This window comes from Candidatus Desulfosporosinus nitrosoreducens, from assembly GCF_030954495.1.
GTDB classification, from domain to species: domain Bacteria; phylum Bacillota; class Desulfitobacteriia; order Desulfitobacteriales; family Desulfitobacteriaceae; genus Desulfosporosinus; species Desulfosporosinus nitrosoreducens.
On record NZ_JAVHUW010000025.1, the window covers coordinates 1 to 13,048 of the forward strand.

The following is a 13,048-nucleotide window of genomic DNA, read 5'->3' on the forward strand; positions in this document are numbered from 1 at the left end:
TAAAGTTGAACCATTTGATTTTTAAATTCGTCAGTAAATGATCTGCGTTCTCGCTTGGTCATAGCAATCTCCTCAACTTTCATAATTGTTTCAAGTTTACTAGACCTTAAGAGAACTGTCTATTTTAGTGTAACCTATCCATAACCAACTCCAGCAACAGTGTGATCACTATACTTAGTAGCACCTTCCATGTTGGCAAGTAGTGGTTTTCCTATGTCGATTTGATATTTCCAATCTGACCATGTCGAATAATCACGTCCATAACTATCATTTGAGGAGTGAATTGTCAGTCCGTATCCAGCTGAACGTGCTACAGCCTCTATACCACTCGGTATATCACTCGTGTTGGTAGCTCCTTTGCTCGTAGTATTCATAGCGTTTGCTAGTTGGTCGATTAAGGTATTACCAGTGTGTAGGTTTGGGTACCCGTGAGAAGACCAATAACCTAAGACCATTCCAGCCGATGTAGGTGAACAACCTCTATACCATAGGTATTGTGGCACCCCTGAGATTACTTTTTCTATTACTGTATTCAAGGGCCCCGATATTGCCTGTGTTGAGGACGATTTACCTTCTAAACGTTCCCATGACTTTAAATTTTTCTCTGAATCTACAGCTTTCTTAATTGTATCATTTATAGGGGTAGAGATGTCAATCTTTTGGCTTTTAGTTAAATCGACTAAGATATTAGAAGTTTGAGAATTCTGACCTTTTATAGTGACCTTTGCTAAATACGTAAGTATTGATGGATAAACGTATTTTACATTAACAATTGTATCCCCGTTTTCAAGATTATCAGCTAAGGCTTTACTAATTCTTTCTTCTCCATTTAGAAACGGCAGAGGACCACCAATTCCGTATTCTGGCACAGGAGAATCATCTTTATTGGTATTTACTATTAAGTATCCTACAACTTGATCCTTTTTTAATACATTAAAACCGTAAGCATTAATTGTCCCATTTAAATCATAAAGGGGTATTGGGTCTGACGGTCTGGCATCTACCCACTCCTTTAAGCTTCCCTCGGCTGAAATTTTAATATGGTTTGTCGCAATAGTCTTTGAGCCTGTTGTATCTAGCGAAAGGGTTGCGGTGAAGCAACAACAAAACCAGTTGTAAATAGGCTAATAATCAACGCTAAAATAATTATAAAACTTATTTTTTTATACATTTTTTACCTCCATTTGTACTATTTTAACTAATTCGGGTATATCATTTAAAACTATTAGAATTGCTCCCTTCCATTTATTCTCCTTTACAAAAATTTCTTATGCATTCTTTTAATATTCCTGTAGATAAATCCCATCTACATATCCCTCTAAAGTTCCCTTGTAAATAGGCACCCACGAAGATGGGGCACGCGGCAACACGGAATCATACCATACCGTATCGCCCCGATATACCTGGCCAACTATTGAATAATTCGTCCCCGGGCTACTCCTAACATTCAAAACCGACGCCGTCACATGATAGTGAATGCTCAAGATTCCTGTTGGAGTGACTGTATTATTTTCAACCACTGAACTGGCAGGGGTAGTAGAATTACCTGTTCCGTTACTAGCAGGAGTCTCAGTCATGAAAAAAAATGGTGCAGATCCCAATAATAAAGCTGAGCATAATACCACCAAAAACAATTTTCTTTTTGAATCTTATCACTACCTCCGACGAATCTTCCCCCATGGGCTATTTACATTGCCGCTGTCATGTACAGAAGCATGTCAATTTCTTTTACCAGCCAAGGCCCGTAGTCAGGAAGAAGATGAATATCCCAGACATTCTGATTTTGGGGGTCCTGAATTCCTAAAAAGGCATTATCATCATTGTCCGGATCAATATAAACAATTAGATCCTTATGTCCCCAGACATTCATTCCCTGGCCAGGGATAAAAGGTTGATAATTCAATCTGATCCAAACGTTCTTACTGCTGACACCATCATAAAACCACATATTTTTATCCTGGGGAATGCTTTTGTTGCTTTCCTCAATGACCGGAAGCTCCGTTATTCTCTTTTTCTCTCCTTCAGAATCAGTAAATACGCTGCGGGACGCCATCCACAATAACCTCTCAACATCGGATACCAGTCCGCAATTGCTAAGGTTCCTAAGACAATCGGAAGAATCATTTTTCAAACCCACACATAGCCCATCTCGTCCCCGTTGGAAAATAACATAGTTCAAGATTTCTTTTTTGATCTGCGTTACGTTTCCTGAAGTCTGGTTTGGAACGGACGGTTTATCAAAAGCTGTTAGAGTATTTTGCGTTTTACTACAAGCAATTAGGAGTGTTGAGACGAGTATTAGTATTAAGCTTAAAGATAATATTTTTTTCAAGGTAGCTTCCATTCCTTTCACCTATTCTCTAGGGATAAAAATAAAATATTAATCCCTATTTGTTTGAAGGTGTGGGTGACATCCTTTCTGGATCTCTTTCTACCAAATCAGAAAATTACTAAATCTCATCCGTCATGGTTTAAATTGACAATTCCAGAATCATTTCATACTTATGCACATAGGATGTTTTAACTATTACCTCCTCTCCAAAAGGCATCATTCACATATATAAAGACAACTATCCTTGATTTTAGCAACACTATAAATATTCAAACGACATAATGTTACTATTATGGTGAGAAGCTTTACGAACCGACGAACAATACCGATCCTCACACATCCGCTCAGACTTTGCTTTACCAAGTGGGAACAAGTAACACAATGCCCTGGTATGACGCGCTATACATTGCTAATTTGATTCGTTCTTGCGTCAATCTGAATTTCGCTGATGCTGAAGGAACCTCAACTTACACAAGTCTAGTGATGCCGACAAACCAAAAAGGAACAGTTGCAAGTACAATTTCTAGCAGCGCCATATGCGATTGTCATGGTCCTCCATGTCAGGGTACTCAAGCCGGTACGACATCAACATGACCCGAAATAGGATTTCCTGCACAGAACATTCTTAACGCAACGACTGGAAACGGTGAAGTTTTTCATCTTCAGTGTTTAACTGCGGCAATGAACTCCACTAACAGTTGGAATAGCACTTATAGAAATAAGTTTGTTAAAGTAACAAACTTGTCAAATACTTCAAAAAGTATCGTTGTCAAAGTAACCGATACAGCCCCAGCAAACAGAGGTATAGAATTATCTTATAGAGCGTGAGTTTCCATTGGTAAACCGTCCGGTGCAAACTCTGTAAAAATTGAACTAGTGGCAAATTAATTATTGAATAATCAGAAAGCAGAGAGCAAAGCTCTCTGCTTTCTGATTATTCAACTCGTAACCGCTCATTGGTTTCATAAACATAAGTCACCGGATTTTGATTGGATCCAAAGGCTAAGCTAAAAGTGTTCGTTGTGACATCGTACATTGAATACTTGGCACCTGATTGCTCGTTAATATTAGCGATACTAAATGTTTGCTTATCAAAATCAAAAAAATAAATTGAAGTGTCGGGCACTGTTCCTACAGTGGAGACGACTTCCTTTGTGCCATTTTCATCTATATCGTTAATTTGAGCAAATCTGTCGATCTCCGAAATAATATACGGTATCTTTTTCTTTATTATAAAAAAGATTGTGACACCGTAACTCGCACCGTGCAGCTCATTTGATATATAGACCGTATCAGTTTCAGCTAACGTTGTTTTCGTTATATCATACCAAGTCTCACCAAGAGAACGTGACAAAGCATATCGTATCCCGGAAACTTCAATATATGAATAGGTATAACCTTCGGGATTTTCTTTATTGAACTCTTTGGGGATATATTCAACATATGTGACCATATCATCAATTTTCATTGAGTTAATAATACTTCCAATCTGACTATCGTTCAATAAACTAAGGGGTACATTAGAAAAATTCCGAGCGGTAAAATTTAGTTGGATGGTGTCCGATGTTGATGATGTGTTTTGCGTACCTTGTTCTGAGGGAATGTAGTCGACCGGCGTTTTAAGCTTATTTTGTTTTTCTGCACAAGCTGTACATAGTAGTAACAGAAAAATAAGCATAAGAGCTGTTATGTTTCTAAAATTTACGATTTTCTTTTTTTTCATACAATACCTCCGCAGTGTTAGAGAAAACTTCTCCGCAAATTATGAGGAAAATAATAAAATTAGAGCTTGTTGACTAGTTTAAGACTTACAAGCCCTTGCATTTTGCGGTCATTTTAGTTTCTAGACAATATCTTGCTTACTACTTTTGTAGGACAACCTTCCAAGTCTTACCCTCATCTTCGGTTTTAGCAATGTTTATTATATTTTTTGATGCAGATCTATTAACAATGACAGCCCATCCAAGCTGAGCATTTTCAAAATTAACTCTAACCAGATTGCCAAATAGGATACCAGGAAACTTTGATTGATCAACTCTGGCCAACCAGGTTTTACCTTGATCGTCCGTTTTCCATACACTGACAGGGTATATTGATGGAGTATAAGCTATCAGAAAAGCACTTGCGTTGTTTATAGGAAAAAGATCACTGGTTTCAGGAGGAGCAGGATTTCCAGAGAAAGGAGGAGGAGCTAGATAATAACCGCTTTCAACTGTCCAGTCGCCTGATTGATCCCTGTGCAAGATAATCTTTGCGGCTTGAGACATGGTACCTTCACCGGAAAATAGAGCCCAACCCTCAAAGCCAGAATTAATGATAACCTTGCTGCTCTCTAGCTCAAGTCTTTTTTTCATATTTTCGGGAACTGACCATTCTTTTTTCCATATATTACCACCATCAGTGGTATGTAAGATAGAATCTGTATTCGATGCCCACCCTTCTTTATTGTCTTTAAAATCCACTGACATAAAATCTTCCATAGAACAAATCTTTTTCCAGGATTCACCGCCATCGGTAGTGCTGAAAAGATCGTTATTTAGTCTGGCAAATCCATCTTGAGTATTTAAAAACTGAATTTGACAAGGTGATGTTCTTGTAGTTTGTAGCGTTTCAAATTGCTTTGTCCAACTTTGACCACTGTTTTTGGTTGATAAGATACAATAGGCTTTTTCTACAGACTGAGGCTGAGCATCCCCAATAGCCCAACCATGCTCACGATCAACAAATTGCATCGATAGAATATTATAATTATTCACCTGAGCAGTCGACCATGTTTGGCCCTGATCAGAGGATGAGAAAATCTCAGTAGAAGGCGAATTTACATCATCAAAGTTTAACCCTATCCAGACCATCTTATCGTCAAGAAAAGCAAATTTAGCATTTGTGATTTCAGAGTTCAAGAGGGTTGAAGAATTTTCAGCTGGCTTATTTAATGGCTCTGTTCCTTTAATCGGATGGCCGCAACCACTTGTTAATAGAAGGCCTATAAGACAAAATGCTATTGGGATATGGCTTCTTCTAACATACATTAACCAACGCCCTCCCTTATACTTACTGATAAAAATATGGCAATTTTCCTTTTACTAATATTATTATTTTTTCAAGCTTAACAAACAACTAAAAATCAAACCCAGAATTACTGGGAACTAGTGGGAAGGAAAAACTACATGACCCGATCATTCTTCATCCACTAATAGCTACTTCACTACATAGATACTATCTAAAAATAGCTTCGGAAAAAGAAATTCTTGAAAAAATTCTTAGCGTGTATTAAGACAATTAGAATGATCTTTTGCAACATCATTTTTAGGTAATTACATAAAAAGTACAGAAATCCCGCCTTGGAACAAATTATACATACTGGCATATCTCTCGCAAATTAAAACAAATATCTATCCATGAAAATAACCAGTTCTTGATGAAACAACGACGTAAGGAACTTCGGCTCCATCTATCGTAATATATGCCTGGTATAAATCACCTTGTAGTGGTTCTAACCCGGAAACTTTTTTTCCTAACGTATTATATAAATCATTTTGAAATAGTTCTTTCCAGTTGCTAAGAATAGGCGCGTTTTTTGTCAGATAGACAGCAAAGCTCTTTACGTCGTCAGCATTTCCTCCACTGGCAATATATTGCTTATATACGCTTTCAATATTAACTTGCTTTAGGAATGTTTGACTCCATTTCAATTTATATGCATCAGGTTTGTCGCCTTGACCATTCATTAGATAATCAATGACTTTTTCGGATATAGCTTGTTCTGAATATAAATTATTATCAGAACTTGACGTGATTTTGGAGCCTGAACTCGTACCGATATTATTGGTACCTGACTGCAAGGAAGAACTGCTTGCATTGGAACTGCTTACATTAGAGCTGACTGCGTCTGGAAGCGACGAAGACGGGTTGGAGGATGTATCGTTTTGAGGCGTTTGCATACCCGGCAATTTCCCGATTGCAAATATCGTTATAACTGATGCAATGATGACAACCGCCGCAACAGTCCCTACTACTGTAATTTTTTTAAAGGCCATAATGCTATTACCCTCTCTTTCACCACACTCTCCCCGAATCCGAAGATGAATGCCAATAGATTACGTTTGTTCTGGAAATAGCTACGAAAATAAAATGCTAGAAAAAATTCCTTGCATATATTTAAGACAATTATAATGAGTTTTTGCAACATCATTATTAGGCAAAGTGATATTGGATTTAAAGGCATTAGCATACTTGAAAATGCCGCAAAAATCAAGTTTAACATAAAGAGAGTTTCCAAACATGTTCCAGTAAACTTAGAGTAAAAATATTTGTTCATAATAAAAATTTATTGGAAATATGTTATTATTCTAACAAGGGGTGATTAGATGATAACGATGGTAATCGCTGCCTTGGCAGATGATAGTGATAAAAGCTTTATGCTAGATTTATATCAGGACTATTACGGTCTCGTGCGGAAGACTATTTACAATATTATACACGAAACAGGAAACCTGGAAGATCTGATTAACGATACTTTCCTTAAACTTATCGAAAAAACCTCTTTAATTAAGACCCTGGATTGTTGCAAAACGGCTGCCTATGTTGTCTATACTAGCAGGAACGTCACAATCAACTTTTTAAAACACAGAGACGTTCTGAACAAGCATGTATTTTACGGTGAAGACAAGGATTTAGCAGAAAAAATTTCCGGCTGGGAGGAAACTATCGAAGATAAGATCATCCGTCAGGAAAAACTAAAAGAAATGGGGAGCGCCATCTTGAGGCTTCCGGAAAAAGAAAAGGATTTGTTGTACTTTAAATACATTCTGGAAATGGCTGATGAGGAGTTGGCCGAGATTATGGGAATAGCGCCCGCCAGTGTCCGGCAATATTTGACAAGAGCTCGCAGAAAGGCCAAGAGCCTCATGGATAAGGAGGTGAATAAGCATGTCAGATAACAGCTCGGATCAAAGCCGGGAAAAGCTTTTTGAAGAATATGAAGACAGTTTGTTCAGACTCATTATGCATGAGGCCGCGGAAAAAGAGGGAAAGCTTTTTCTAGAGGAAAAAGAAAGGCTAAAAAATGACCCGGAATCTTTGCCTTCCAGAGAAGCAGTTCAAAGATTTAGTCGGCAACTGGACGCTCATTTTAAAAAAACAAAAGCTTATGCCCGAAAGCGCCGCATATTAAAGGCCTTAAATCGAGCGGCAGTTGCTATGCTGATTGTGATAGCTGTATTGTTTACCGCCGTAGCGAGTGTTCAGGCAGTAAGGGTTAAAGTGCTGAACTTTTTAATGAATATCCAGCCCCAATATACATCCTTTAAACTAAAAGAAAGCGGCAGCAATTCAGATAGTGGAAAACCGGTTGTAAACTGGACCAATACCTATGTTCCAACCTATATTCCAGAAGGATATAAGGTCAGTACCACTACTAATCATGAATTAGTGAAGAAAATTATCTTTGAAAATGCGCAGGATAAAAATTCATTCATCATTTATACGGAATTAAATGAAGCTAACACTTCGGAAATAGATACGGAAAACGCTTCTGTTTTTAAATCTCTCAGTATCAATGGGCATGATGGAACACTTACTGTAAAAAATTCCACGGTGACAATTATTTGGGAAATGGATAACCATATGTTTATGGTTCAGGCCCCGACAAGTGAAAGCACAGCGGTGAAGATCGCCGAGGGAGTGAAATATATAAATTAAAAAATTTTTGTTGCAAAAAATCTTCTTTGTTGTCTTTTATTATTGAAAGATATTTAAAAGAGGTTTTTATTTTATGAAAAAATTTATCTGTATGGGCCTTGTTATTCTGATGACCATTTTTTGTGCAGTTCCTGTTTATGCGGTTGAAGGAACTAATGGCGTAAAAACAAAGGAAGGAGCATCTCCTCAATTCACGTACATCTCGTTTTTAGATGCCGGACTAGCCATCAATTCATCAGGACTGGCTACCTGTGCAGGGGACGTTACCCTTTACTACAACTCTTACAGTACAAATATGACTGTCCAACTGCAGAAATCTTCCGGCAGTGGCTGGAGCACTATTAAAACATGGACATCATCAGGAACAGGGATTGCCGGGACTGATTTAGAGGGTTATTACTATGTTGTTTCAGGCACCTATCGGGTTTGTACTACGGCAAATGTCTATGATCCATCCGGCAAGTTGGTTGAGATCCAATCGGCCTACTCCGATAACGTAACTTATTAAATTAGCCCGCCGACATATATCCCTCTTTTCTTTTTAAAAAAGATTTGTTTAATAATTAATGTACGAACACCATTCACATCCTTATTCCTTGTGATTTGTCCCAATCTTTAATGAATTATTATGTGAAGCAGCGTGAAAAAAATAGAATTTTATAATAGGACAAGTTCAGACTAGTTGCTACAGAAGAACTTAAACATAATATTCAACTTGATTATGAGCGCATCAGCCCAAATTATTTTCTATTCTCATAGAACAATATTCAGTATCATATTTAGTTTACAGTAACATACAAAACCTAAAGCCCACAATCTGCTATTGCTAAATTGTGGGCTTTTTAATACTTAAATAAATCTTCAGTTCCAGTTATACCAACTGATAGCCAAGTAAAATTAAACAAGCTGTCAGTTCATAATCCTAAGAACTAACAGCATTGTAGACTGGAAAGTTAATCAAAAAGCCAATCACAACAGCAATCGGCTTCTTTCGATAAAATTGTGGCGGAGGCGGTGGGATTCGAACCCACGGGCCGGTTTTAAAGCCGACCGAACGATTTCGAGTCGTTTCCGTTATGACCGCTTCGGTACACCTCCGGGTAATAAAAATATATACTCCTCCTCTAAAGGTTACTCAGATAAACGACAGACCTTTAGAGCAGATATAACAAGTGTTAAGTTGTTCCATGTGCAAACTTAGCGCAGTCTTCTGAAAAATTGTTTTAAAATGTCCATACATTCCTCTTCTAAAACACCAGCCAAAATATCGACCTTGTGATTCCAGAGGTTATGATTAAGGACATTCATGACGGAACCTACGGCTCCCCCTTTTAAATCCATTGCTCCATAGACAAGTCGGCTCAGGCGGGCCTGAATGATCGCACCGGCACACATTGGGCAAGGTTCTAAAGTAACATATAACGCAGCTTCAGATAGTCTCCAGCTGCCCAGTGTTTCCGCAGCACGTTGAATTGCCAAAATCTCCGCGTGAGCGGTTGGATCATTACGTCGCTCTTTTTCATTATGAGCTTCCGCAATCACCTTGCCGTTATGAACAACAACTGCTCCGATGGGAACTTCTCCTTGCTCAAAAGCCAGTTGGGCCTGTAAGAGCGCCATACGCATCCAATCTTGATGAAGCATTTTTACCTCTAAATTGGTGACCCCGGGAGGAGTCGAACCTCCGCAAGACAGGGTTTAGGAAACCCCCGCTCTATCCACTGAGCTACGAGGCCTCAGTAATTATCTGACTGAACTTATCCAACGTTTAAAATTGAAGGATTTAGTGACTAAACGTGCGATATTCGAACTTCGAGTATCGCACATAAAACATCGCTTAAGTGGTGCGCTCGGAGGGATTCGAACCCCCGACATTCTGATTCGAAGTCAGACACTCTATCCAGCTGAGCTACGAGCGCATAATTAACTCAACACGGTTTAGCTTCTGTATGAAAAAATCATCTACTCAAATATTACTGTATGGCGGAGGGGGTGGGATTCGAACCCACGGACCCCTCACGAAGTCACCGGTTTTCAAGACCGGCTCCTTAAACCGCTCGGACACCCCTCCATGTAGACGACCAATTCAAAGGATACCACAAAAATTAATAAATGGCAACTAAAATATAATGAAAATTTATGTGACTATCCAATATATTCTACACCCATATAAGGCTGCAAAGCTTTTGGAACACGTATTCTGCCATTTGAATCCTGATAGTTTTCCATAATAGCGGCTACCGTGCGTCCGATTGCCAGACCGCTGCCATTCAAAGTATGAACATACTCAGGTTTTTCTTTCGGTCCTCTGCGAAAACGAATATTTGCGCGCCGTGCCTGAAAATCTTCAAAGTTACTGCAGGAGGAAATTTCCCGGTATGTATTGAAACTCGGCAGCCATACTTCCAAATCATAGGTTTTAGCTGAACTAAAACCAAGATCTCCTGTTGAGAGCGTCATGACTCTGTAAGGTAATTCTAATTCTTGCAAAATATTTTCAGCATCCTGAGTCAACAATTCCAATTCTTCATAAGAATTCTCCGGAAGTGAAAACTTAACAAGCTCAACTTTATTGAATTGATGCTGACGGATGAGCCCGCGAGTGTCCCGACCCGCTGAACCTGCTTCAGAACGGAAACAAGCGCTGTAGGCACAGTGCCGGATAGGCAACTGCTGACTGTCTAAAATTTCATCCCGATAAAGATTCGTCACAGGTACTTCAGCCGTGGGAATCAAAAAATAATCCGTACCCATTACTTTAAAGGCATCATCTTCAAACTTAGGAAGTTGGCCCGTTCCGAACATAGAAGTTCGATTTACCATATAGGGCGGTAAAATTTCATTATAACCCTTATTTGTATGATGATCAAGCATAAATGAAATCAAAGACCGCTCTAGCTTAGCACCCAATCCTTTATAGAAAGTAAAACGTGTCCCTGTAACTTTGCCGGCTCGCACAAAATCAAAAATATCTAATTTTTCTCCAAGCTCATAATGTGCTTTGGGCTGAAAATCAAAGGTCGGAGGAGTTCCCCACGCCCGTACTTGGATATTCGCATTCTCATCTAAGCCAACCGGTACGGAAGCATGGGGAATGTTAGGTATTTCGTAAAGAACTTTCTCCATCTCCTGTACGATTTCAGAAGACTGTTGTTCCAAATTCTTTACGGTTTGCCCAACTTCACGCATTTCTAAAACAAGGGCTTCAGCATCTTCCCCTTTTTTCTTCAAGCGCCCCACTTCTTCAGAAACAATATTGCGCCGAGCTTTAAGAGTTTCAATTTCAAAGAGCAGACGACGTCTTTCTTCTTCTTGCTGCAAAAAATGGTCCAAACTAATGTCAATATGACGTTTTCGCAAGGCTTCTTTGACCAGATCAGGATTACCGCGGACAAACTTCAGATCTAACATACTAAACCCTCCCATACCAAGAACGCTTTTAGTTTACCAATGTTCATCGATCATACCCAAAAAGTATTGATGGACCCTTTGATCCGGGGTAAGCTCAGGATGAAAGGCACTCGCCAATAAGTTTCCTTGCCGGGCAAAGACAATTTTGCCTTCAAACTCGGCTAGAATACCAACATTAGGTGCAACTTCCCTAAGGTAAGGTGCCCTGATGAAGACAGCGCGCAAAGGATGGGAACCCATAGCCGGTACCTGAAGATCTGTTTCAAAACTAGCCACCTGTCTGCCAAAAGCATTACGTTCTACCGTCGTATCCATCAGATTTAATCGATACTGATCACTGTCGACAATTGTTTTACTGAGCAAAATCATACCGGCGCAAGTTCCAAAAATGGGTAAATCTTTACTGCCCAGTTCTTTAATTTTTTCACCAAGGTCACTGGCCTGTAGAAGTTTTCCGATGGTTGTGCTCTCGCCGCCAGGTATGATCAGGCCGTGGATTCCTTCTAAGTCGCTGGTTTTACGTACTTCTACGACATCACAGTCTAATTGAGCCAAAACCTGTCGGTGCTCACGAAAAGCTCCTTGTAATGCCAAAACCCCGACACGTTTTTTCATGATTACCAGCCCCGATCTTGCATACGTTGAGCATCTGTCAGAGTTGAAATTTCAATACCTGACATTGGTTGTCCAAGATCTCTGGATACTTCAGCTATAACTTTGGGATCATTGTAATGAGTGGTTGCCATAACAATAGCTTTAGCCCGTGCTTTAGGATTGCCCGATTTGAAAATTCCGGAACCAACAAAAATTCCATCTACGCCAAGCTGCATCATTAAAGCGGCATCTGCCGGAGTTGCTATACCACCTGCGGCAAAATTTACAACAGGCAGTTTGCCATGTTCTGCCACGTAGAGTACCAACTCGTAAGGAGCACCCATATTTTTAGCAGCTGTCATCAGTTCTTCCTTCGGCATAACAGTTAAAGCACGAATATCACTCATAACGGTTCTCATATGTCTTACAGCTTCAACTACATTACCGGTTCCCGGTTCCCCCTTGGTGCGAATCATAGCCGCTCCTTCGCCAATTCTGCGCAGTGCTTCACCGAGATTGCGGCAGCCGCAAACAAAAGGAACTTTAAAATCATGTTTATTTATATGAAAAGCGTCATCAGCCGGAGTTAAGACTTCCGACTCATCGATATAATCAGCACCTAAGGATTCCAAAACTTGAGCTTCAACAAAATGCCCGATTCTCGCTTTGGCCATAACTGGAATCGTGACAACCTCCATAATACTTTTAATAATCGTAGGGTCAGCCATCCGCGCGACCCCGCCTTCTGCTCGAATATCTGAAGGAACACGTTCTAAAGCCATAACGGCACATGCCCCAGCCTCTTCGGCAATAATCGCTTGTTCAGGGGTCGTCACGTCCATAATGACGCCGCCTTTCAACATTTCTGCCAGTCCAGTCTTTACTTTTAATGATCCGAATTCTGCCATCGATAATTCCTCCTAAAATTTATGTTAGTTACCGACACTGCTGTTGTCTGACTTCTGACTCAGACTCCAATTCCAGACATGGTAACACCTAGCGTAAACTTTG

14 protein-coding genes and 4 tRNA genes are annotated in these 13,048 nt (G+C 39.6%); 4 read left to right on the forward strand and 14 right to left on the reverse strand.

From position 1 onward, the window contains the following. Positions 1–134: 134 nt before the first annotated feature. From REC12_RS02340 to REC12_RS02345, 3 genes are all read right to left on the reverse strand, one after another. Positions 135–869: a C39 family peptidase gene (locus REC12_RS02340; protein WP_308892096.1), complete on the reverse strand. Its 735-nt coding sequence runs from the start codon at positions 867–869 to the stop codon at positions 135–137. Positions 870–1,280: 411 nt separating this feature from the next. After that, a complete protein-coding gene (locus tag REC12_RS26405; protein WP_374214156.1) occupies positions 1,281–1,577 on the reverse strand; it encodes an SH3 domain-containing protein in 297 nt (98 codons plus the stop codon). Positions 1,578–1,687: 110 nt separating this feature from the next. After that, positions 1,688–2,053, reverse strand: coding sequence for a hypothetical protein (locus tag REC12_RS02345; protein WP_308892097.1), 366 nt, complete (start codon positions 2,051–2,053; stop codon positions 1,688–1,690). 900 nt (positions 2,054–2,953) lie between these two features. Between REC12_RS02345 and REC12_RS26410 the strand changes: the two genes are divergently transcribed. After that, the gene (locus tag REC12_RS26410; RefSeq protein WP_374214157.1) at positions 2,954–3,160 is read left to right on the forward strand and encodes an RlpA-like double-psi beta-barrel domain-containing protein; all 207 of its coding nucleotides are present in this window, start codon (positions 2,954–2,956) and stop codon (positions 3,158–3,160) included. 106 nt (positions 3,161–3,266) lie between these two features. On the opposite strand, the gene REC12_RS02350 is transcribed toward REC12_RS26410, so the two are convergent. From REC12_RS02350 to REC12_RS02360, 3 genes are all read right to left on the reverse strand, one after another. Continuing rightward, positions 3,267–4,055, reverse strand: a complete 789-nt coding sequence (locus REC12_RS02350) for a hypothetical protein (protein ID WP_308892099.1) — start codon at positions 4,053–4,055, stop codon at positions 3,267–3,269. A 139-nt stretch (positions 4,056–4,194) separates the two neighbouring features. Further along, positions 4,195–5,361: a YCF48-related protein gene (locus REC12_RS02355; protein ID WP_308892101.1), complete on the reverse strand. Its 1,167-nt coding sequence runs from the start codon at positions 5,359–5,361 to the stop codon at positions 4,195–4,197. 363 nt (positions 5,362–5,724) lie between these two features. Then, complete coding sequence (locus REC12_RS02360) at positions 5,725–6,369, reverse strand: hypothetical protein (RefSeq protein WP_308892102.1); 645 nt, start codon at positions 6,367–6,369, stop codon at positions 5,725–5,727. A 330-nt stretch (positions 6,370–6,699) separates the two neighbouring features. On the opposite strand from REC12_RS02360, the gene REC12_RS02365 reads away from it, so the two are divergent. The 3 genes from REC12_RS02365 to REC12_RS02375 all read left to right on the forward strand — a co-directional run bounded on the left by REC12_RS02365 (position 6,700) and on the right by REC12_RS02375 (position 8,540). Further along, on the forward strand, positions 6,700–7,272 hold the full coding sequence (locus REC12_RS02365) for an RNA polymerase sigma factor (protein WP_308892103.1): 573 nt from the start codon (positions 6,700–6,702) through the stop codon (positions 7,270–7,272). Next, the gene (locus tag REC12_RS02370) at positions 7,262–8,032 is read left to right on the forward strand and encodes a DUF4367 domain-containing protein (RefSeq protein WP_308892105.1); all 771 of its coding nucleotides are present in this window, start codon (positions 7,262–7,264) and stop codon (positions 8,030–8,032) included. The genes REC12_RS02365 and REC12_RS02370 overlap by 11 nt, the downstream gene beginning before the upstream one ends. A gap of 73 nt (positions 8,033–8,105) precedes the next feature. After that, positions 8,106–8,540: a hypothetical protein gene (locus REC12_RS02375; protein WP_308892107.1), complete on the forward strand. Its 435-nt coding sequence runs from the start codon at positions 8,106–8,108 to the stop codon at positions 8,538–8,540. A gap of 495 nt (positions 8,541–9,035) precedes the next feature. Here the strand turns inward: REC12_RS02375 and REC12_RS02380 are convergent. The 8 genes from REC12_RS02380 to pdxS all read right to left on the reverse strand — a co-directional run bounded on the left by REC12_RS02380 (position 9,036) and on the right by pdxS (position 12,945). Beyond that, positions 9,036–9,130, reverse strand: a tRNA-Ser gene (locus REC12_RS02380). Between the two features lie 99 nt (positions 9,131–9,229). Next, positions 9,230–9,676: a tRNA adenosine(34) deaminase TadA gene (gene tadA / locus REC12_RS02385; RefSeq protein WP_308892108.1), complete on the reverse strand. Its 447-nt coding sequence runs from the start codon at positions 9,674–9,676 to the stop codon at positions 9,230–9,232. 14 nt (positions 9,677–9,690) lie between these two features. Continuing rightward, positions 9,691–9,768 (reverse strand) — tRNA-Arg (locus REC12_RS02390). 106 nt (positions 9,769–9,874) lie between these two features. Beyond that, positions 9,875–9,951: transfer RNA gene (locus REC12_RS02395), tRNA-Arg, on the reverse strand. Between the two features lie 62 nt (positions 9,952–10,013). Next, positions 10,014–10,103, reverse strand: a tRNA-Ser gene (locus REC12_RS02400). Between the two features lie 74 nt (positions 10,104–10,177). Next, positions 10,178–11,443, reverse strand: a complete 1,266-nt coding sequence (serS, locus tag REC12_RS02405; RefSeq protein ID WP_308892109.1) for a serine--tRNA ligase — start codon at positions 11,441–11,443, stop codon at positions 10,178–10,180. A 33-nt stretch (positions 11,444–11,476) separates the two neighbouring features. Then, positions 11,477–12,058, reverse strand: coding sequence for a pyridoxal 5'-phosphate synthase glutaminase subunit PdxT (gene pdxT, locus REC12_RS02410; protein ID WP_308892112.1), 582 nt, complete (start codon positions 12,056–12,058; stop codon positions 11,477–11,479). Positions 12,059–12,060: 2 nt separating this feature from the next. Continuing rightward, positions 12,061–12,945: a pyridoxal 5'-phosphate synthase lyase subunit PdxS gene (gene pdxS, locus REC12_RS02415; protein WP_308892113.1), complete on the reverse strand. Its 885-nt coding sequence runs from the start codon at positions 12,943–12,945 to the stop codon at positions 12,061–12,063. Between the last annotated feature and the right edge of the window lie 103 nt (positions 12,946–13,048).